The organism is Acinetobacter sp. AS167, from assembly GCF_037152175.1.
Lineage (GTDB): Bacteria > Pseudomonadota > Gammaproteobacteria > Pseudomonadales > Moraxellaceae > Acinetobacter.
In genome coordinates, this window is record NZ_JBBCMP010000009.1 from 71,270 (window position 1) to 91,893 (window position 20,624).

Annotated in this window: 18 protein-coding genes and 2 tRNA genes; 5 read left to right on the top strand and 15 right to left on the bottom strand. The window is 38.1% G+C overall.

What is annotated here, in order from left to right; genetic code table 11:
- Positions 1-16 precede the first annotated feature (16 nt).
- A complete protein-coding gene (locus WFN33_RS14770; protein ID WP_034614967.1) occupies positions 17-316 on the bottom strand; it encodes an ArsR/SmtB family transcription factor in 300 nt (99 codons plus the stop codon).
- A 139-nt stretch (positions 317-455) separates the two neighbouring features.
- A protein-coding gene (prfB, locus tag WFN33_RS14775; RefSeq protein ID WP_096735380.1) for a peptide chain release factor 2 occupies positions 456-1,551 on the bottom strand; the annotation gives its coding sequence in 2 pieces (ribosomal slippage) (positions 456-1,478 and positions 1,480-1,551; 1,095 coding nt in all).
- Positions 1,552-2,037: 486 nt separating this feature from the next.
- Between prfB and WFN33_RS14780 the strand changes: the two genes are divergently transcribed.
- The gene (locus WFN33_RS14780) at positions 2,038-2,805 is read left to right on the top strand and encodes a putative porin (protein WP_336953789.1); all 768 of its coding nucleotides are present in this window, start codon (positions 2,038-2,040) and stop codon (positions 2,803-2,805) included.
- 146 nt (positions 2,806-2,951) lie between these two features.
- Here WFN33_RS14780 and WFN33_RS14785 read toward each other — a convergent pair whose 3' ends face one another.
- The 3 genes from WFN33_RS14785 to WFN33_RS14795 all read right to left on the bottom strand — a co-directional run bounded on the left by WFN33_RS14785 (position 2,952) and on the right by WFN33_RS14795 (position 6,300).
- Positions 2,952-3,872, bottom strand: a complete 921-nt coding sequence (locus WFN33_RS14785; protein ID WP_336953790.1) for a restriction endonuclease — start codon at positions 3,870-3,872, stop codon at positions 2,952-2,954.
- A 147-nt stretch (positions 3,873-4,019) separates the two neighbouring features.
- The gene (gene guaA, locus WFN33_RS14790; RefSeq protein ID WP_336953791.1) at positions 4,020-5,588 is read right to left on the bottom strand and encodes a glutamine-hydrolyzing GMP synthase; all 1,569 of its coding nucleotides are present in this window, start codon (positions 5,586-5,588) and stop codon (positions 4,020-4,022) included.
- A gap of 295 nt (positions 5,589-5,883) precedes the next feature.
- The gene (locus WFN33_RS14795) at positions 5,884-6,300 is read right to left on the bottom strand and encodes a DoxX family protein (protein ID WP_336953792.1); all 417 of its coding nucleotides are present in this window, start codon (positions 6,298-6,300) and stop codon (positions 5,884-5,886) included.
- 196 nt (positions 6,301-6,496) lie between these two features.
- Here WFN33_RS14795 and WFN33_RS14800 point away from each other — a divergent pair, with 196 nt between their 5' ends.
- A complete protein-coding gene (locus tag WFN33_RS14800) occupies positions 6,497-7,144 on the top strand; it encodes a DedA family protein (RefSeq protein WP_333670074.1) in 648 nt (215 codons plus the stop codon).
- Between the two features lie 68 nt (positions 7,145-7,212).
- Here WFN33_RS14800 and WFN33_RS14805 read toward each other — a convergent pair whose 3' ends face one another.
- From WFN33_RS14805 to WFN33_RS14820, 4 genes are all read right to left on the bottom strand, one after another.
- A complete protein-coding gene (locus tag WFN33_RS14805) occupies positions 7,213-7,626 on the bottom strand; it encodes a hypothetical protein (RefSeq protein WP_336953793.1) in 414 nt (137 codons plus the stop codon).
- A gap of 13 nt (positions 7,627-7,639) precedes the next feature.
- Complete coding sequence (locus WFN33_RS14810) at positions 7,640-8,476, bottom strand: ParA family protein (protein ID WP_336953794.1); 837 nt, start codon at positions 8,474-8,476, stop codon at positions 7,640-7,642.
- A gap of 85 nt (positions 8,477-8,561) precedes the next feature.
- Entirely contained in the window at positions 8,562-8,954 is a 393-nt protein-coding gene (locus WFN33_RS14815) for a SirB2 family protein (protein WP_336953795.1), read from the bottom strand.
- Between the two features lie 18 nt (positions 8,955-8,972).
- A complete protein-coding gene (locus WFN33_RS14820) occupies positions 8,973-9,281 on the bottom strand; it encodes a BolA family protein (RefSeq protein WP_336953796.1) in 309 nt (102 codons plus the stop codon).
- Between the two features lie 217 nt (positions 9,282-9,498).
- Between WFN33_RS14820 and WFN33_RS14825 the strand changes: the two genes are divergently transcribed.
- A tRNA-Gly gene (locus tag WFN33_RS14825) sits at positions 9,499-9,571 on the top strand.
- Positions 9,572-9,617: 46 nt separating this feature from the next.
- Positions 9,618-9,693 (top strand) — tRNA-Gly (locus tag WFN33_RS14830).
- A 182-nt stretch (positions 9,694-9,875) separates the two neighbouring features.
- Here the strand turns inward: WFN33_RS14830 and WFN33_RS14835 are convergent.
- Genes WFN33_RS14835 through WFN33_RS14845 form a run of 3 tightly spaced genes read right to left on the bottom strand, consistent with a single transcriptional unit; the run spans position 9,876 to position 14,820 of the window.
- On the bottom strand, positions 9,876-11,132 hold the full coding sequence (locus WFN33_RS14835; protein ID WP_333669461.1) for an HlyD family type I secretion periplasmic adaptor subunit: 1,257 nt from the start codon (positions 11,130-11,132) through the stop codon (positions 9,876-9,878).
- The gene (locus WFN33_RS14840; RefSeq protein WP_336953797.1) at positions 11,129-13,264 is read right to left on the bottom strand and encodes a type I secretion system permease/ATPase; all 2,136 of its coding nucleotides are present in this window, start codon (positions 13,262-13,264) and stop codon (positions 11,129-11,131) included. Before WFN33_RS14840 ends, WFN33_RS14835 begins: the two co-directional genes overlap by 4 nt.
- On the bottom strand, positions 13,261-14,820 hold the full coding sequence (locus tag WFN33_RS14845) for a TolC family protein (protein ID WP_333667306.1): 1,560 nt from the start codon (positions 14,818-14,820) through the stop codon (positions 13,261-13,263). The genes WFN33_RS14840 and WFN33_RS14845 overlap by 4 nt, the downstream gene beginning before the upstream one ends.
- 417 nt (positions 14,821-15,237) lie before the next feature.
- Here WFN33_RS14845 and WFN33_RS14850 point away from each other — a divergent pair, with 417 nt between their 5' ends.
- A complete protein-coding gene (locus WFN33_RS14850; protein WP_336953798.1) occupies positions 15,238-16,614 on the top strand; it encodes a phosphomannomutase CpsG in 1,377 nt (458 codons plus the stop codon).
- Between the two features lie 51 nt (positions 16,615-16,665).
- Here WFN33_RS14850 and galE read toward each other — a convergent pair whose 3' ends face one another.
- From galE to WFN33_RS14865, 3 genes are read right to left on the bottom strand one after another with little or no spacing between them, the layout of a single operon-like run.
- Positions 16,666-17,685, bottom strand: coding sequence for a UDP-glucose 4-epimerase GalE (gene galE, locus WFN33_RS14855; protein WP_336953799.1), 1,020 nt, complete (start codon positions 17,683-17,685; stop codon positions 16,666-16,668).
- Positions 17,686-17,703: 18 nt separating this feature from the next.
- On the bottom strand, positions 17,704-19,365 hold the full coding sequence (gene pgi, locus WFN33_RS14860) for a glucose-6-phosphate isomerase (protein ID WP_336953800.1): 1,662 nt from the start codon (positions 19,363-19,365) through the stop codon (positions 17,704-17,706).
- Positions 19,362-20,621: a nucleotide sugar dehydrogenase gene (locus WFN33_RS14865; protein WP_336953801.1), complete on the bottom strand. Its 1,260-nt coding sequence runs from the start codon at positions 20,619-20,621 to the stop codon at positions 19,362-19,364. Before WFN33_RS14865 ends, pgi begins: the two co-directional genes overlap by 4 nt.
- Between the last annotated feature and the right edge of the window lie 3 nt (positions 20,622-20,624).

The following is a 20,624-nucleotide window of genomic DNA, read 5'->3' on the forward strand; positions in this document are numbered from 1 at the left end:
TGATTGAGATCAGGCGTTAAAGCGAGTTTTGTAGATAATCAATATATTGCTGAATGAGAGCTTCATTACGCGAGAAATATGACCATTGCCCATACTTTTCGGCCTGAATTAATCCTGACTGTTGCAAAACAGACAAATGATTTGACATCGTAGATTGAGAGACATTACCGAGCTTCTCGATATTCCCTGCACAGACACCACGACCAAAGCCACCGCACTGCTCTTCCGACAAATATTGTTGTGGCTTCTTGAGCCATTCCAATATCTGTCGGCGAGTCGGATTCGCTAATGCTTTAGAAATTAAATCAATATCCATCTTAGACACATTCAATTCAGAGCAAAGCTCCATTCAGCATCTTTGCATCTAATATATCGTATTTTTTCGATTTTAATATCGATTTTTTTAGATATATTGCAAAAAACGAATAAGGCTTTGCTTTTGTTAAAAATTTAAATTAAAGACCTTGTTTTAAGCTGGCTTCAATAAATTTATCTAGATCGCCATCCAATACTGCACCCGTGTTCGAGTTCTCAACACCAGTACGCAAATCTTTAATACGAGAGTCATCCAGTACATATGAACGAATCTGACTGCCCCAGCCGATATCCGACTTTGAATCTTCAAGTGCTTGAGCAGCTTCATTACGTTTGCTCATTTCCAGTTCGTACAATTTTGCACGTAACTGTTTCCAAGCATGATCACGGTTTGCATGTTGTGAACGCTGATTCTGGCATGCCACCACAATCCCAGTTGGTGCGTGAGTCAAACGTACTGCTGAGTCAGTTTTGTTAATATGCTGACCGCCTGCACCAGATGCACGATATGTATCTGTACGTACGTCAGCAGGATTAATATCAATCTCAATATTATCGTCCACTTCAGGCGATACAAATACTGCCGAGAATGAAGTATGACGGCGATTACCTGAGTCAAATGGTGACTTACGTACTAAACGATGTACGCCAGATTCGGTACGTAACCAACCATAAGCATACTCGCCTTCAACACGGATTGTTGCAGATTTAATCCCTGCAACATCACCATCTGATTCTTCCATTAATTCTGCTTTAAAGCCATGACGTTCGATCCAACGCATATACATACGTAACAGCATTGAAGCCCAATCTTGTGCTTCTGTACCGCCGGAACCCGCTTGAATTTCCACATAACATGGATTTGGGTCCATTGGATTACTAAACATACGACGGAATTCAAGTTTTGCTAACTCTTCTTCCGCTGCAGTCAATTCCGACTGAACATCTGCCAATAAGCTTTCATCATCTGCTTCAACAGCAAGATCAAGCATCGCTTGTGCATCATCAAGCTGTGTCGCCAAGCCTTCTAAAACGTTGATCACGTTTTCAAGCTCGCCTTTTTCTTTTGCCATCGCCTGTGCACGGCTTTGATCATTCCAGATCGCTGGATCTTCTAACTCGCGGAGAACCTCTTCTAAACGCTCTTTCTTTAGATCGTAGTCAAAGATACCCCCGTAGTGTTAGACCACGGTCATTTAAGTCTTTTAGCTGAACTAGATAAGGATTAATTTCCACGAGTTTTAATCTCACATTTGACGTCTTTTAATTCGCAGGCATTCTACCACAGAGTGGAAAAAGTTGAGATATGGGATTTTATAGATCCATCTATAGCTCAATAACGCTATAACAAGAGAAGTGAAATGCATTGATTTTTTTGCAATCAGAAAAATCGTCATATCGTAGTCAAAGCTTGTGTTGATAAACTCTACAATTGATCATTTACTTAAAAGTATTTTAATTTCCGAATACTTTTTTATTACTAATTATGTCCAAGCCTTACTCAAAGCGTACCAATATCCACACTATCTACACAATTTTAATAAAACAAAACATAAGTTTTATACATTTATTTTCAATAAGTTAAATAAATTTTGTTACACAAACTCACCAATATTACATTTCAGTTACTATAGCGTGGTTGACGATTTTAATATTTGCCCTAGACTCGAAATTGTAACCAAACATGTATAAATCAATCAATTCTTCATAGGGGCGAATTCCATGAAAAAATTAGCAATCGCATCTGCAATCTTTTCCGTAGCCGCTTTAACTGGCACTGCACATGCTTACCAAGCCGAAGTTGGTGGTTCATATACATATAATGATCCAGATAATTTTGATGCAACTCATAGCTTTGGTGTAGATGGTACTTATTATTTTAAACCAGTACAAACTCGTAATTCACCGCTTAATGAGGCTGCATTCTTAGATCGCGCAAGTAATGTAAAAGCCAATGTAAATTATGCTAAAAATGATGGTGTAAAAGACAGCCAATACGGTGCAGGTCTTGAATACTACGTACCTAACTCAGACTTCTATGTAAGTGGTCGTGTAGGTCGTGATGAACTTGAAGTTGATAACACCAACATCGACAATAAAGTAACAACTTATGGCGCTGAAGTGGGTTATTTACCAGCTCCTGGTTTATTACTTGCACTTGGTGTGACAGGTTATGATGTTAAAGATGGTGATGACGGCGCAGACCCAACTGTACGTGCTAAATATGTAACTAAAGTAGGTCAATATGACGCTAACTTTGAAGCTTTTGGTGCATTCGGTGACTTGGATGAGTACAAAGTACGTGGTGACTTGTATTTAGATAAGACCTTAAGTGTAGGTGCTGACTACTACAACAATGATTTAACTGATCGTGATGAATGGGGTATTTCTGCGAAGAAATTCTTTAATCAAAATGTTAGCTTAGAAGGTCGTGTAGGTTTTGGTGATGACTACAACACTTACGGCGTTCGTGCTGGATACCGTTTCTAAGTTTAAATCTATTTAGCAATCGCTCTTTTGGAGCAACAAAAGCCAGTCAATTGACTGGCTTTTTTATAGGTGTATAAATCATTAATTCAATACGTTTTAGTAAATTTGTAGTAAATGTCAGAATATTAAAATTCTTTTAAACACTTCTAAAAATTGTCTTCATCAAACCGATCTTGATCTATCTTATAAATATTAAAGCTTCTTTCAACCTGAACTCCTAAACCAAATTCAATCATTAAAGAAGTCAATTTATCTCCATCAATTAAAACAATTCCCGATTTTTTTGCAGATTCAACAGCCTCTTTACTAAAATTTGAGGTTGTAATGAATACCCCTTTTTTAGCAACTTGATCTGCTAAAGCGCCTTTAAATTGTTGAATATCCGGTCTTCCAACAGTATTTTCCCAACGCTTGGCTTGAATATAAATTTTATCTAGACCTAAACGGTCTTCACTAATAATTCCATCAATCCCACCATCACTTGTTTTACCAATAGCTTGGGCCGCATCTTGATGCGAGCCGCCATAGCCCATAGCAACCAATAAATCGACAACTAATATTTCAAAAAATTGAGGTGAGTTACTTTTAATTAAATTAAGTAGATCTATCTTTAAATCATTTTTTAATAAATTAGATTGTTGAGTGATTATTTCTGGCGGAGTCAGCTCATCTGAGCTTAAATTTATTTCCAGAATATCCTCTTTCTTTTGCTCTTTTTCAACTTTGGGATTTATTTTTCTAAACTCATTAAATGAATCAAATTGAGAGAGATACTTTCGATCCAGCTTTTTGAGATTTTTGAGATTTATATTTCTACCAAGATCAGATAACTTAAAATGTGCTTTTTGAGGATATTCAATAAACTCAGCTTTTTTTAAATAGGTTTTCGCCCACTGTAACCGATAAAAAATAACATTTCGACCATCTTCCATCGTTTCATTTATTTCTTCGTCAGAACAATTTAATTCAAGAATCAGGGCTTCATACGCCTCTTTTAAACTATAAGTCACATCATTTGACTGCATAATTTTAAGTAGTGGCAACATCAAATCATAGTGGGTATACATAATTACTCTAATAGGTCTTTCATTTTTCAATTATATAAAAAAAAGAGCACCTAAGTGCTCTTTTTAAAAGTAATTTATCAAATTCTACCAAGAATAAGGCCCTTAGCGTAATTCAGGCAAGAAGCTTCGCTTCTTGAAATCCCTGAATTACTCCCATTCAATTGTTGCTGGTGGTTTAGAAGAAACGTCATACACCACACGAGAAACATCTTTAATTTCGTTCATGATACGTGTTGAAATTTTATCTACCAACTCATATGGAAGATGCGCAAAGCGAGCCGTCATAAAGTCAACAGTTTCCACGGCACGAAGTGCAATGACCCATGCATAACGACGGCCATCACCTACAACACCTACCGATTTCACAGGTTGGAATACTGCAAATGCTTGAGCAGTTTTGTCATACCAACCACTTGCACGAAGCTCTTGCATAAAGATGTCATCAGCAAGTCGAAGAATATCAGCATATTCTTTTTTCACTTCACCCAAGATACGCACACCCAAACCTGGACCAGGGAATGGATGACGATAAAGCATTTCATGTGGTAAACCTAAAGTTGTACCTAAACGACGTACTTCATCTTTAAATAGATCACGAATTGGCTCAACCAATTCAAAAGCTAAATCTTCAGGTAAACCACCCACATTATGATGTGACTTAATCACATGCGCTTTACCATTTTTAGTTGCCGCAGATTCAATCACGTCAGGGTAAATCGTACCTTGCGCAAGGAAGTTTACGCCATCAAGCTTACGCGCTTCTTCAGCAAAAACTTCGATGAATTCACGACCAATAATTTTACGTTTTTTCTCAGGATCAACTTCACCAGCAAGTGCAGATAAGAAACGCTCTTCTGCATCCGCACGAATCACACGGATCCCCATGTTTTTCGCAAACATGTCCATCACTTGCTCGCCTTCATTTAAACGAAGTAAGCCATTGTCTACGAATACACAGGTCAGTTGATCACCGATTGCTTTATGCAACAATGCTGCAACCACAGATGAGTCAACACCACCTGAAAGACCTAAAAGAACTTTTTGATCACCAATTTGTTCACGTAATTGTTCAACACGTAAATCAATAATGTTTTCAGAATTCCAAAGATTACGGCAACCACAAATGCTGTGAACGAAGTTAGACAGTAATTCTGCGCCTTTGGCAGTATGTGTCACTTCTGGGTGGAATTGCACCCCGTAGAAACGGCGCGTTTCATCACTCACTGCAGCAAATGGGCAGCTTGGTGTGCTTGCAGTCACTTTAAAGCCTGCTGGAATCGCAGAAACTTTGTCACCGTGGCTCATCCAAACATTGAGTTTGTCATCACCATCATTTAAATCACCAAGCAATTGATCACGTACTAAAACGTCAACCGCGGCATAACCAAATTCATGTACTGTACCTGGCTCTACTTTACCGCCAAGTTGTTCTGACATGGTTTGCAGACCATAGCAGATCCCCAATACAGGTACACCCAAGTTGAACACAACTTCTGGCGCACGTGGACTACCTTGCTCATGCACACTTTCAGGACCACCAGACAAGATGATACCGTTCGGATTAAACGCGCGAATGTCTTCTTCAGACATATCAAAAGCATACATTTCAGAATATACACCAGCTTCACGTACACGGCGTGCAATAAGCTGGCTATATTGAGAACCGAAATCCAAGATAAGGATACGATCTTCAGTAATTTGAGTATTGGTAGTCATGAGTCAACAACTATGCAGGCAAACGAATATAAGCGCCATATTCTATCATTTTTATAAGCCGTACGCACTCCATTCAATCAAGTTACTTTGCTTTCTAAAAAATCATTTTAAATAATCAGCTTATAGATTCATTTTGGCTTTAATGATGCCAATCAGTTCACTGGGAGTCATTGTTAAAAATGAATTGAATATTTTTAAATAGCATACACCAAGTGAACCATTTGAATGGCGCTAAATAAACACACACAAAAGCCAGATAGAGATCTGACTTTTCAAAACTGTATTTATGTTTAAATTATTTTTCTATTACATGATCGACACTCAATTTCCCTGCACCATGCAACATCAAGAAAAACAAACCGCCTGCCATTGCAAAGTTTTTCATAAAGTTAATTGCATCTGCTTCACCACCATGAAATAAGAATGCAGTAATCAAACTAAATACGCCCAAACCAAATGCTGCAAAGCGTGCCTGAAAACCAAATAGCAATGCCAGACCACCACCGAACTCAACCAGAATGGTTAAAGGTAACATGGCACCTGGTACACCCATTGATTCCATATAACCGACAGTTGCACTGTAAGCCGTGATTTTGCCCCAACCTGCAACAAGAAAGATATATGCCATAAGAATACGTGCAATCAATGCAATGCTTGCATTGGCGGTGGGTTGATTCACAATATTTTTAACAACAACATTTGGATTAAACATGGTGTGACCTAATTTGTATTTCGTTCTGAAGATGTATACATATTAATCACTAAAAATTTCAAGTTAAATACTTAAAAACTAAACTCATCGTTGCAAATTAAGAACAATAATAAGTTTTAAAAAATTACTTTTTAATACTGACTTTCATAACTCACACTGCTAGGATTTGTGCACCAATTCGCATAGTTTCTGCCTTATGGATCTGATTGACTTTATTTTGCACGTAGACGAACACCTGTTTGAATTTATTAGAAATTATGGTATCTGGGTGTATGGAATTTTATTCCTGATTATTTTTGTTGAAACAGGTCTCGTGGTAATGCCATTCCTGCCTGGGGATAGCTTACTTTTTGCTGCCGGCGCTTTAGCTGCTTCGACGGGTGCAATGGATCCTATGGTTTTAATTCTTCTGCTATTTATTGCGGCAGTTCTTGGTGATACCCTCAATTATCATATTGGGAAATATGTTGGACCTCGTGTTTTTGAAATTGATTCTAAATTTATCAACAAACAACACTTGTTGAAAACATCACAATTTTTTGAAAAACATGGTGGAAAAACCATTATTTTTGCCCGCTTTATCCCTTTTGCCCGTACTTTTGCACCCTTTGTCGCGGGTGCAGGAAGCATGAATTATAAGTATTTCCTAACTTATAATGCAGTCGGTGCAATTTGCTGGGTTGGCTCGTTTATTACTTTGGGTTATTTATTCGGTAATATGCCGATTGTGAAAGATAATTTTACCCATTTGGTTTTCGGTATCATTATTTTGAGTGTCTTGCCTGGTATTATTGGCTATATACGTCATAAATTTTTTAATAAAAATAAAATGCCCAACAATTAATAAACACTATGTTAAAAGTGATAAAAAGCCGATTTCTAAAATCGGCTTTTTATATAACATCAAAACAGTTATTTTTTGACATCCTGACGCTTAGGGACATAAGGACAATTTTTAAATTGAGCTGCCTGTGAAAGGGCATCTTGTTCACCATACAATCGGGAAAGCTCAGTATTTTTGGTATTTGAAGATTGCCCTAAATTTACAGAAATACTTGGACCAATGCCCCAACCCCAGCCACCGCTGCCCCAACCACCACCGACGCCTAATCCAACACCCACGCCTGTACGTTTCGCAGGTTGTACACCATTATTAATGTATTGTTGGATACGGTTAAATTCTGTATTCAATTGCATACAGTTCATTGCCTGATATTGCGTAGGAGATACATATGTAGGTTTAACCGTCGTCGTACAAGCAGATACGACCATTGTCGTTAAAGCAACGACTGATAATTTAACAGAAGTCATTTTCAATGATTTCATCACGATCTCGAAATTATTTTTTATCAATCTCATTGAACAATGATTGATAGGCTTGAGTCAATTTATGATCTGTAGCCAAATGAATTAATGGTAGATTTTTATGATGCGATTCTTTCATTAATACTGAAGGTGGCAACATATTTTCTAAAACAGGTAAACCTTCATCTTTAAGCTGTTGTACCACTTCACGTGGCAATTTAGCCTGAGCTTGATATTGATTGACCACAATCCCTTCAATTTCAAGTCGATCATTATGGTCATCTTGAGTTTCGATAACATTTTCAATGAGGGTCTGTAATGCACGTTTTGAAAATACATCACAATCAAACGGAATCAGGACACGTTCCGCTGAGATCAGTGCTGATAAGGTAAAAAAGTTAAATGCTGGCGGTGTATCAATATAAATACGATCATATTGGCTGGTTAAAGTCTGAATCGCATCACGTAACTTATAAATTTTATGCTTTGATTCTAAAGCATGCTCTAACTCACCTAAAGTGGGACTAGCGGGTAATACATCCAAATCTTTAAACGGTGAACGATGAATATATTGCTCGAAACCTTTATTTTTTGTTTTTAAAAGACTACCAATGGCATTACCAATCAATCCTTTTTGTTGATGATTCCCCAGCACATCATTAAAAAAATTTTCAATATTGGGTTCTAATGCGGTTTTTTCAGCCGAATAGGTGGCGTCATCACCCAAAAGATATTGGCTTGAATTTGCTTGAGGATCTAAATCAATTACCAGAGTTTTAAAACCCTGATATGCACTAATCGCAGCAAGATTCACTGTAATACTTGATTTTCCCACACCGCCTTTTTGGTTAAATACCACACGAGTTAGCATACAAGTTCCCTAAGCTATCATTATTTTTAAACTTGTATCTAGTTTAACCTAGACGCTATACAAGTGTGAAATTCATGTCTAACAATCAACTAAAAACTGGTTTAAGCACCACCAAAACTAAAGTTGCAAACAAAGCAATTCCGCCAATCACTAAACCCGCTCTGCGTTGTGTTAAAAGAACGGTATCATCCTTTTTATAGGCTTTTATTTGTGAGGAAAGGAAAACCATAAACAAAATAATTTTCGCATAGAACCAAGGCTGCACTTTAAACTCATTCATGATCAATAAAGTTAGCCCTGTAAATATAACCACCGTGAGGGAAAGATGTTGCAAGGCAACAAAAGCCACCCGCCCTTTAGGATTCGGCTGCTGGTTGTGTGTTCTAATAAATAATGTTGAAGCGCGTAAAACAAAAACCAGTATCAATAATGCAACACTGGTCATGTGAATGATTTTGATCAGCAAATGTATATCCATTTTAAATTACTCTGCACTTTATACTTTAGGTGCGTGAGCGCATTCTGGGCTTGCTGGTGCTTGACCTTGCCACTCACTTGGAAGATAAGCATGGATCGCTAAGGCATGAATTTTTCCAGGACTGAGTAAGTCTTTGGCTTCTGCGTACACTTTTTGGTGGCGTTGTACCAAACGTAACCCTGCAAATTGTTCACTGACAATGATCACCTTAAAATGCGACTCTTTTCCAGGAAAATACCCACCATGACCAGCAGACTCATTGATCACTTCTAAATGTGATGGCTCAAGTTGATTTAAACTTTCAATCAATTGTTGTTCTAAACTCATGCTGATTCCTTAGAGATCGATCAATGGATGAATGACATAGTATAGCGGATTCTTTGAGCATCGCTGAGTGTTCAACAAAGCTTTTGCTGTTCGATTTGATTTTTTTAAATTAAATTTTGATTTTTTTTCATAAAAATGTCTTTATTTTATGCAATTAGTGTTTTCCTTTGCAGAAAAATCTTGACCCTACCATCTGTTGATGTATTATACACCGCATGCGGGAATAGCTCAGTTGGTAGAGCATAACCTTGCCAAGGTTGGGGTCGGGAGTTCGAGTCTCCTTTCCCGCTCAAATTTTTTTATTCAGTTTTTTATTTAAAAAATTGGACAGACTCCGCGGGAATAGCTCAGTTGGTAGAGCATAACCTTGCCAAGGTTGGGGTCGGGAGTTCGAGTCTCCTTTCCCGCTCCAAATTTAAAAAGCCCTGATCGAAAGATTGGGGCTTTTTTTGCATTATTAATTTATAAATCATCAAAATACACTTACACACTTTATGCTGATTCATTCAATCAGTGTGTTGATCACAAAACGGTAAAAGCACAAAAAAACCAATCCGAAGATTGGTTTTTTAAAATAATCACCACATGATGCAATTATCTTTCTCTTAAAGCCTCTTTGGCTTTATTAAATGGTTTCAATAAATATTCAATAATTGTTTTTTGACCAGTACGAATATCTACCGTTGCCACCATACCTGGTGTTATTGAAAAGGATTTACCCGCTTTATTGGTCAACTTATCTTTATCTGTACGAATATAGACTCGATAGTAAAACTGATCTTGTTTAACTTCATCACGGATGGTATCAGGAGAAATCACTGTCACTTTCCCTTCCAAGCCACCATAAATTGAATAATCATATGCTGTGATTTTTACCAATGCAGGTTGACCAGGGTGAATAAACGCAATATCTCGTGGCGAAATCCGAGCTTCAATTAATAACTGCTCATCAATCGGTACAATAGTCATCAATTTGCCATTTTGTGGAATAACCCCACCAATGGTTGTCACCGCAATTTCTTTAACCACACCACGTACTGGTGCTTTAAAAGTAGAGCGTGTCACTGAATCATTACGACCAGCAACAACTTGCTGTAATGACTGAATATCAGCGTTGGCTTTTGCCAATTCTTCACGTGACTTTACATAGTAGTCATTACGCTTATCATTGATTTGATTTTCAAAATTATTGATATCTCGTTTTAAGCGTAGCACTTCAACTTCAGAAGCAGCGCCTTTTGCCACCAAAGGTTGTGTCATTTGCAATTCATTTTGAACCAAAGATAATGCATGTTTTAAACCAGTAATTGATTCGTCTAAATTTGCACGACGCGAACTATACAGTGCACTTTCTTCTCTCACTAACGCAGGAACGGCCAAAACCTGTTTTGGAAACTTGATCGCTGTCCCATTTACTTCAGCTTCTAAACGTGATGCAGTGGCCAGTGTGGCAAGTAATTTCATTTGGCTTTCACCCACTTGTGACTCAAATCGAGTAGGATCAATTTGCGCAAGCGTCTGCCCCTTTTGAATAATGTCTCCCTCTTTGACATCTAAGCTGGTCAACACACCACCATCTAAAGATTGAATCGTCTGTTCTTTTGATGACGGAACAACCTTACCCGTTCCTGTAGAAACTTCTTCCAATTTAAATGCACAAGCCCAAATTAAGAAAGCCAACAAGCCAATTGCAACGATCCAAATAATAAATGTGGATTTCGGTAAAGGCGGTTCTGAAAACTTTAATGCAGAGGGATTAGTTGGCCGTTGTAACACATTGGAGACATGATCAACTTGAGCAGGTTCAGCATCTTGAGCTGTGATATTTTGGTCATTTTTTTCTTGGCTCATGTTGAAGTCCCTCCTGCATTTGCCTGCTGGGCAGGATTCAAAATGGCATCACGTGGCCCATCTTTGATAATCTTACCTTCATGTACAACGATAATACGATCAACAAGTTGCAAAACCGCAGGACGATGCGTCGCAACCACTAAAGTCCGATGACCTAACCATTCTTTTAAATGCTGGATCAACACTTTTTCAGAAACATCATCAATCGAAGCAGTCGGTTCATCCAATAACACAATATTTGGATTTCGGAGCAATAATCGTGTGAGTAACAGTGCTTGTTTCTGTCCTCCAGAGAACCCCACACCACCCTCAAGAATAAGATGATCTAGGCCTTCCTTTTTTTGTTCCACGATTTCTAAAGCATTGGTGATTTTTAAGGCTTGGATAATTTCATCATTGCTTGCTAATGGTGCACCCAGAGTTAAATTTTCACGAATGGTGCCAAAGAACAAATGCGCGTTTTGATTTAGTAATGCCATATCACGGCGAATATCATCGGGATCAAGTAAAGATTGATCGACACCATCCAAACTGATCTTGCCCTGTACTGGCAATTGCATTCCTGAAAGTAACTGTAATAAGCTAGATTTCCCTGCCCCATTACGTCCAAGAATTGCAACTTTTTCACCTGCCTGAATTTTTAACTGTGGAATGACTAAAGTTGGGCGTGGATCATCTTCAGTATATTTAAATATCACACCTTTAAAATCATAATCACCTGAGAGGACTTTACGCTGAATCAATTGTGCTCGATCAGGACGGTCTACTGGCTTTTGCATCAGCTCATCTAAACCATTTTTAGCCACTTTGGCTTGTTGCCAACGACCTAATACACCTGTGATTTGTGAAATTGGCGCAAGCATACGTGAAGATAAAATCGAACACGCCACCAATGCCCCAGTGGTCATATCCCCTTTCATCACCGCAAAACACCCCACTAAAACCACAATCGCATAGGTCAGTCCTTGAATTTTTTGTGTCCAAGCATTTAACCAACCCACGATTTTACGTTGACGCATACTGACATCTGCAGACACTTCATTCATGTGATTCCATTGATTTTGAAATCTGGCTTCAGCACGTAATAACTTGATGTCCTCAATACCTTGAACCGCCTCGACCAAAATTGCGTTGCGAATTGCAGATTCACGCATCCCTTCAGTGGCTAAATGAGCTAACTTTTTCTGCACCAAGAACCCAGGAATAATCATCAGTGGTACAACCAGTAACATCACCCAAAAGATGTTGCCGCCAATAATCCAGAAAATCGCTAAAAATAGGAAGAAAAATGGTAAATCTGCAATTGCACTGATTGTTGTTGAGGTCACCAACTCACGAACACCTTCGAGTTCACGAATCTGTGATATGAACGAACCCGTTGAGCGGGCACGATCTTTATTTCGAATACGTAGTGCATGACCAAAGACGCGGTCTGAAATCTTGAGATCTGCGCGTTTACCAATAATGTCTGACAAATAAACCCGTGCAATGCGTAACACAAACTCAAAAACGGCTGCAATCAACACCCCACCTGCAAGCACCCACAAGGTTGGGATAGATTGAGATGGCACAACTCGGTCATAGACTTGCATAGAGAAAATAATGGTTGCCAATGCCAAAATATTGGCAATCATCGAAGCAACCATGATGTCTGTATAACGTTTCCAATCTTTTAAAACGATGTCCCAGAACCAGCTTTTTTCATAAGGTTTGATATATTCATCAACACGTGCATCGGGAATCGATGTTTCTGGTCGAAAAATATAAACACGACTGGCATTGGCTTGAAGTTCATGCAAGTTAAAAGTTTGTGAAAGGCCTTGATCACCACTTAACTGTAAGCTTGCATTACCCTCATTGTCGACTTTCTCGATAACCGCAACTTGACCATTGTTAAACTCTACAACAACCGGCAACCTCCATGGATTTAGTACATCCGTGGTGAAGTCTGCTTTGCGAACATTCAAACCCACTTGACGGGTAATAATGGACAACATGTCATCAATATTTGTGTATTTATTCCAATCCAGTTGCAGACGAATTTGTTCTTCAGCAGGTTGCATCCGATAATGCTGAGCAACCGTAATGATCGCTTGTAACCAGGGTTGATAATTTAATGTTTTTGTATTCATGGTTGAACTTCAAACCCCTGAATTTGAATGTTATTTAAATGATAAGCATTTCTACTTTTACCGGTTACCTTGATATACAAAGCGATCGTGTCATAGATATCAAAGCGTGCCGCTTCCCTTTCTATTCTTGAACTTTGATAAGATTGCTCTGAACTTAATAAATCTAAGATTGAACGCTTACCTAATTTATATTGTTCTTCATACAGCTCACGAGTTTTTGCTGTTGAACGTTCCCGATCCAATAAAACCCAGATCTGCTTATCTGTGTTTTCAATGCTTTCTCGCGCAATTTGTGTTTGATCCATAATATCTAGGTAAGTTGCATTCAACTTTGCACGTGCCGCTTGTTCAGCAAAATTTGCAGCCTTAACTTGAGATCCCAGTGCACCACCTTGATAAAAATTACTGGACATCTGCACGCCGACAGAACCATCAGTATCATTTTCTAAACCAGTATTTGGATTTTGACCATTCAGTGCTTTGCTGACTGATCCTACTAATGAAATTGTGGGATAAGCACTCAATTGGGTTTGTTTCTTTTGGCTCTGCGCAACATCAATCTCTGCTTTTGCTGCAATCATCGTAGGAATGGTATTCATTTCAGGGTCGTCATAAAGACCTGATTGTTTTACAAATTCATCAGGAATATTAAAATCCATTTGACTCACATCAAAACCCAATAATGTGCGTAATTTTTGTTCTTGTTGTTTTAAAAAATTTTGCTGAGTAATTAAGTAAGAACGAGCGTACTCAACATAGCTTTGTGCTTGTACAGGATCGGCATTACTGCTGATTCCTGCGTCTGCTCTTAAACGGGCAATCTCATGTAAACGACTGACCCCATTTAATTGATCTTGCGCTATTTTGATAATATTGCGATAGCGCAGTAAGGATAAAATATCTCGCGCTGTTTGTGTCGATATATCATCAATACTGATTAATACATTGGCTTGCTCAACTGCCAATTTATTTTGTTGCGTGGTGACACTGGATTTTACTTTGCCAAAGTCATAAAGCAATTGGTTGGCTTCAACTGAATACAATTGGCGACCTTTGTCATTGGATGTAAAATCACCCGTATTCATACCCGCTTTTAACTGTGGGTAATATTGTGCTTTTGCCACATCAATATTGGCATTTTGTCCTGCCAATGTTGAAATCGTTTGAGCGATATTGGGGTTTCTTTTTACTGCAATCTGAATCGCATCTTCAAGACTTAAGATTTTTGCTTGGCTTGAATACGCCTTGCTTGTTTGCGCTTGTTCTAAATATAAATTATTGAGTGATGCCTTTTGTCCAGTATATGGCTTTACTATAGGCAGTTGATTCTGATTGCCTATATGTGTATCGGGTTGATATTTAAAATCGGTCAAATCCTTGAGCTGTACGGTTCTAAATGACTGATCATCTTTAGGTTTTATAAAACCTGTCACACCTTCTTTGATATTTTTTAAGTAGCTTGTTTCTTGTGTATAACCATTGTTCTGCAATAGAACCAATAAACTGACAGCACTCAAACTTTTTAACAATATAGTGGGCTTTTTTGCTATTAACATTCGCGAATGGCACCTAGAAAAGCTTTTAATTATCGGTATTGAATTATTTTGAATTATTTCCCTACCTCATTTCTATTCTACACATTATAAAATCTAATCAAATGCTTATTTTTTACTTTTTAAAGTTAATTTTCTTTAATAAAATATTTTAAATTCAAAGAGTAATGATTATAAAACGTGACTCTTATCACATGAATTATAAGATTCCACATAAATCATCTCAAAAGCTATAAATTGGCAATGTGCAAATCATCACGGATGATCAAACATGATATTAAGAGTTCGGCTTGATGAAGTAGACACTTATTTAATTTCACACTTCAACTAAATTTACATCTTCCAATATAATTTCTTATACACTTTAAGGTTAAAATGATGTTTCACTACCAGCCAACCTTAAACAATATAAAGATGAACATGAATAAACTGACTTGTTTCAAAGCCTATGACATTCGAGGCAAACTGGGCACAGAGCTAAATGAAGAAATCGCTTATAAAGTAGGACGTGCTTATGGTCAAATCTATCAACCGAAAACTATTGTTATCGGTTGTGATATCCGTTTAACCAGTGAAGCATTAAAACAAGCAACGATTCGGGGCTTAAATGATGCTGGGGTAGATGTTCTTGATCTTGGGATGACGGGGACAGAAGAAGTTTACTTTGCTGCTTTTCATCTCGATGTTCAAGGTGGTATTGAAATCACAGCAAGCCATAACCCGATGGATTATAATGGCATGAAATTGGTTCGTGAAAATGCCCGACCAATCAGTGCAGATACGGGACTAAAAGATATCCAATCATTGGCTGAATCTGAACAATTCATTGAAGTCGAGAAAAAAGGCTCAGTCAAAAAATATAATATCCTGCCTGAATTTATTGAACACTTACTTACTTATATTGATCCGAGCAAAATTCGCCCACTTAAACTAGTGATGAATGCAGGCAATGGTGCGGCGGGTCATGTCGTTGATGCAATCGAAGAAAAGTTCAAAGCGCTCAATATCCCAGTAGAGTTTATTAAAATCCATAATCATCCAGATGGTACTTTCCCAAATGGTATTCCCAATCCAATCTTGGTGGAAAATCGAGATAGCACTCGAAATGCGGTTTTAATACATCATGCGGATATGGGAATTGCGTGGGATGGCGACTTTGACCGTTGTTTCTTATTCGACGAAAAAGGTCAATTTATTGAAGGCTATTATATTGTTGGATTATTAGCCCAAGCTTTCTTGTTAAAACAAGCCGGTGAAAAAATCGTACATGATCCTCGCTTAGTTTGGAATACACTGGATATCATTGAACAATATAATGGTATTGCTGTTCAATCTAAATCTGGACATGCCTTTATTAAAGATGTGATGCGTGAACACAATGCGGCTTATGGTGGAGAAATGAGTGCACATCACTATTTTCGCGATTTTGCTTACTGTGACAGCGGGATGATCCCTTGGTTATTGGCGATTTTGGTGGTATCAGAAACCCAACAATCATTATCAAGCCTTGTTGAAGGGATGATTGAACGTTTTCCGTGTAGTGGTGAAATCAACTTTAAAGTCGAAGATACTCAAAAAACTATTCAAAAAATCTTCGATCATTTTGCCGATCTAAACCCTGCAATTGATCAAACAGATGGCGTTAGCCTTGATTTTGGTGAATGGCGTTTAAATGTCCGTGCATCCAATACCGAGCCATTATTACGCTTAAATATTGAAAGCCGTGCAGATAAAAATCCTAAACCAATGCAAGACTATGTAGATGAGTTAACTCAGTTGATTCAGGGTAAGTTCTAAATGGCGATAAAAAAATAGGCGCTTAATGCGTCTATTTTTTTACAGTTAAATTTATGCTTGATAGCCTGTTGGATTTTGTTTTTGCCAATTCCAACTGTCTGCCAGCATATCTTCCAAAGTATACTTTGGCGTCCAACCTAATTCTTTAATTGCGCGTGCATTATTTGCAAATGAAGTTGCGACATCCCCCGAACGACGCGGTGCAATTTCATATGCAACAGAAACCCCATTCACCTGTTCGAAAGTGTTCTTCACTTCAAGTACAGATGAACCATTCCCTGTACCAATGTTCCAAGCACGGCAGCCTTGAGCCGCTAAACGGTTGTTTAAAGCACATAAATGCGCATTGGCTAAGTCAACCACATGAATATAGTCACGCACACCTGTACCATCGACAGTGTCGTAATCATTACCATAAATCGAAAGTTTTTCACGACGCCCAACGGCAACCTGAGTGACATAAGGCATTAAATTATTTGGAATACCTTGTGGATCTTCACCAATACGGCCACTCTTATGTGCCCCAACTGGATTAAAATAACGCAAGAGTGCAATTGACCAGCGCTCATCCGCAATGGATAGCTTTTCCAACAATTGCTCAACAATTAACTTGGTATAACCATAGTTATTTGAAGGCATGCCTGTCGGCATATTTTCATCTAAGGGAGAAATATTCGCTTCATCATATACAGTTGCAGACGAGCTAAAAACTAAATTAAAAACACCCGCTCTTTGCATTGCTTGTGCCAGCTGAACTGATCCTGCAATATTATGATCAAAGTAAGTCAGTGGAATTTGCTGGCTTTCACCTACTGCTTTTAAACCGGCAAAATGAATCACAGCATCAATTTTATTGTTTGAAAAAACTTGATCTAAATCATGTTGATAACGAATGTCGCCTTGAACAAATTTCAGTGTTTTTCCAGTCAATTGTTGGACACGTTTTAATGATTCTTCCGAGCTATTTGATAGATTATCTAGAACAACAACCTCATGCCCAGCCTCAAGTAACTCCACACAAGTATGCGATCCAATATAACCTGCACCACCTGTTACTAAAATATTTGCCATAAATTTTTTCCAGTATATCTACTCTTTACCCAGCAAGATCTTAATTAAACCTTGTGTTGAAGCATCCAGTTGAGACACGTCTTTTTCTTTACCATTGAGAATAGGGAGTAATTGATTGGCAATTTCTTTGCCTTTTTCAACGCCCCATTGATCAAATGGATTAATATTCCAAATGACCGCTTGCACAAACACTTTATGTTCATAGAGTGCAATCAGCATCCCTAAACTATAAGGGCTCAGTTCTTGTAACAACAAAGTCGAACTTGGTTGGTTACCTTCATATTGTTTATATACAGGTAGATCTGATAATTCATTGGCATTTAATGCTGTGTTACCAAAAGCCAATAATCGTGATTGCGCCAAGCAATTGGATAAAGCCAAATGATGTTGCTCAATTAAGGATTCCGCACTTTCTGCATAAGTGAATTGATTCGAGTTATAACGCTGTACCGGCGCAATGAAATCACAACTCACTGCATGGGTTCCTTGATGCAAAAGCTGATAAAAAGCATGTTGCGCATTTGGTCCCACTTCCCCCCAAACGATTGGACAAGTTTTTAAATCAACTTTTTCATTATTTCTTTGAATCGACTTACCATTCGATTCCATCTCAAGTTGCTGTAAATAAGAAGCAAAATATTTTAGACGGCCATCATAAGGCAATACTGCATGGGTCTGAATATTTAAAAAATTATTATTCCAGACCCCAAGCAAACCCATCAAGACTGGAATATTTTGTTCAAATGACGCTTTTTGGAAATGTTGATCAATCGCATAAGCGCCTGCGAGCAATTGCTTAAACCCATCAACACCGATCTGCAACGCAATTGGTAAACCAATACATGACCACAGCGAGTAACGACCACCGACCCAATCCCAAAGTAAGAACTGGTTTTCTGCTGCGATTCCCCATTCTGTCATTTTCTCAGGCTTGGTTGAAACCCCAATAAAATGATGTCGGATCACACTGTTTTGTGTACCCAAATCTTTTTCTAACCACTGACGAACTGTTTGAGCATTGGATAAAGTATCAATGGTACCAAAAGACTTGGATGAAATAATAAATAAGGTGGTTTCTGGGCGTAATTGATGTAATAAATCAGAAAGCTGACTACCATCCATAGTTGAAACAAAATGTACTTTTAATGGTTTAGCGGTACTGACTTTATAATCTGATAAGGCATGACTCACCATCAATGGTCCCAAGTCAGAACCACCCACACCAATATTGACCACGTCCTGAATCACTTCACCTGTCGAACCACGACATTGTCCCGCGTGGACTTTATCAACAAGCTGGTACATACGATCTAATTGTTGATGCACCAACTCAGCCAGCTCAGGGTAATCTTGATCATGTTTCGGTAAGCGCAATGCCCAATGCATTGCTGCTCGGTCTTCCGTATAATTGATCGATTCTTCTGTAAATAAACGTTTGATCCATTGCGTTAATTGTTTTGAATCTGCAAATTTAAACAAGGCATCGCATGCATTTTGGTCAATACGATGTTTACTATAGTCAAAACTCAGTTGATTAAAATGTACTGAGAACTTGTCAAAACGCTGTGGATCTTGTTCAAATAAATCGGTTAAGCGCAATTGCTGTTGTTCTGTAGCAAGATTTTGCAATCCTACTAAATGCTGATTTCTTTGATCAATATTTAATATAGAATTTGTCATACTCGCCCTACACCCTGATAAGCAAAACCTTGTGCTTTGACGAAATCTGGATCTAACATATTACGACCATCAAGGATCAAAGGATGGGCCATTTTCTGTAAAAGTTGCGAATAATCTGGACTCCAATATTGCTTCCAAGCCGTCAATAAACACAATGCATGTGCATTTTCTACGGCTTGGTATTGATCATGACATAAAATCAAATCAGTGCGTTCGCCATAGAAATTTGCTACCCGCTCCAAGGCTTGTGGGTCATGCAACTGGACAATTGCTCCTTGTGCCCAAAGCGCTGCAAGCATGGCATGAATTGGCGAGTTCTCAATACTGGAGGTATTTTCTTTAAAAGAAGCACCCCAAATCGCCACAACTTTACCTGTTAACTGCCCTTGATAGTAATTCCACAGTTTTCTAAATAAAATTTCTTTTTGTTGTTCATTGATATTCCAAACCTGATCCAGCAATTGGCTTTTGATCCCTGAACCTGCCACTGTACCTGTTAAGGTTAAAATATCATGGGAGAAATTTTCTCCACCAAAACCAACACCTGCAGATAAATATGATGCGCCAATTCGACTATCAGATGCTAATCCTTGCTTAACATTATGAATATCAATATTTAATTTTTCAGCGACTTGCGCCATATCATTCATATAACTGATGCGTGTTGCCAACATGCCTGAAATACTCAATTTGGTAAATTCAGCATCTAAAAATGGCATAAACAAATATTGATGTTTTAACTGAAAAAAAGGTCTTAACAATTCTTTGATAATCTGCTGTGTTTCAGATTGATCTACACCCACAATTACTTGCTTTAAGTCAATAAAACTTTGAATCGCATTGCCTTCTTGAATCGTGTCAGGCAAATAAGCCCAATGGTCAGTCACTAAAATTTGTTTAAGTTCTTCAGTGCCCTGTAAACCGAACGTAGAACCATTGATCATCAGTCTTGGATGAATAATAGGAAGTCGTTTTAATTCTTCAGCCAAGCGCTTAGCTTGATCAAACTCAGAAGGATTAAAACTAAATAAAAAAACTTCACTTTGCAATTTAAGCTGTTTTAACCCAACCAATTGAATTGCATTGTTTTTAATCTGTTTTTGAATAAGTTGATTTAAATCTTGATCTTGATAATGTACTGAGTATTGATGATCAGCGCCTACTTGAGGGCACCAATACACGTGGTGCCCATATTCAGCAAACAAGCCAGCGAGTACGCCAGCTTGAAGTGTTGTGCCAAATACACAAATATTCATATT

Excerpts from the sequence above, each read along its gene's own strand:
- WFN33_RS14840 (WP_336953797.1), bottom strand. The coding sequence starts at position 13,264 with ATGAATACAAAAACATTAAATTATCAACCCTGGTTACAAGCGATCATT.
- WFN33_RS14850 (WP_336953798.1), top strand. The coding sequence starts at position 15,238 with ATGAATAAACTGACTTGTTTCAAAGCCTATGACATTCGAGGCAAACTG.
- pgi (WP_336953800.1), bottom strand. The coding sequence starts at position 19,365 with ATGACAAATTCTATATTAAATATTGATCAAAGAAATCAGCATTTAGTA.
- WFN33_RS14810 (WP_336953794.1), bottom strand. The coding sequence starts at position 8,476 with ATGCTAACTCGTGTGGTATTTAACCAAAAAGGCGGTGTGGGAAAATCA.
- WFN33_RS14800 (WP_333670074.1), top strand. The coding sequence starts at position 6,497 with ATGGATCTGATTGACTTTATTTTGCACGTAGACGAACACCTGTTTGAA.
- WFN33_RS14805 (WP_336953793.1), bottom strand. The coding sequence starts at position 7,626 with ATGAAATCATTGAAAATGACTTCTGTTAAATTATCAGTCGTTGCTTTA.
- WFN33_RS14845 (WP_333667306.1), bottom strand. The coding sequence starts at position 14,820 with ATGTTAATAGCAAAAAAGCCCACTATATTGTTAAAAAGTTTGAGTGCT.
- WFN33_RS14785 (WP_336953790.1), bottom strand. The coding sequence starts at position 3,872 with ATGTATACCCACTATGATTTGATGTTGCCACTACTTAAAATTATGCAG.
- WFN33_RS14770 (WP_034614967.1), bottom strand. The coding sequence starts at position 316 with ATGGATATTGATTTAATTTCTAAAGCATTAGCGAATCCGACTCGCCGA.
- WFN33_RS14815 (WP_336953795.1), bottom strand. The coding sequence starts at position 8,954 with ATGGATATACATTTGCTGATCAAAATCATTCACATGACCAGTGTTGCA.
- WFN33_RS14835 (WP_333669461.1), bottom strand. The coding sequence starts at position 11,132 with ATGAGCCAAGAAAAAAATGACCAAAATATCACAGCTCAAGATGCTGAA.
- galE (WP_336953799.1), bottom strand. The coding sequence starts at position 17,685 with ATGGCAAATATTTTAGTAACAGGTGGTGCAGGTTATATTGGATCGCAT.
- guaA (WP_336953791.1), bottom strand. The coding sequence starts at position 5,588 with ATGACTACCAATACTCAAATTACTGAAGATCGTATCCTTATCTTGGAT.
- WFN33_RS14865 (WP_336953801.1), bottom strand. The coding sequence starts at position 20,621 with ATGAATATTTGTGTATTTGGCACAACACTTCAAGCTGGCGTACTCGCT.
- WFN33_RS14780 (WP_336953789.1), top strand. The coding sequence starts at position 2,038 with ATGAAAAAATTAGCAATCGCATCTGCAATCTTTTCCGTAGCCGCTTTA.
- WFN33_RS14820 (WP_336953796.1), bottom strand. The coding sequence starts at position 9,281 with ATGAGTTTAGAACAACAATTGATTGAAAGTTTAAATCAACTTGAGCCA.
- WFN33_RS14795 (WP_336953792.1), bottom strand. The coding sequence starts at position 6,300 with ATGTTTAATCCAAATGTTGTTGTTAAAAATATTGTGAATCAACCCACC.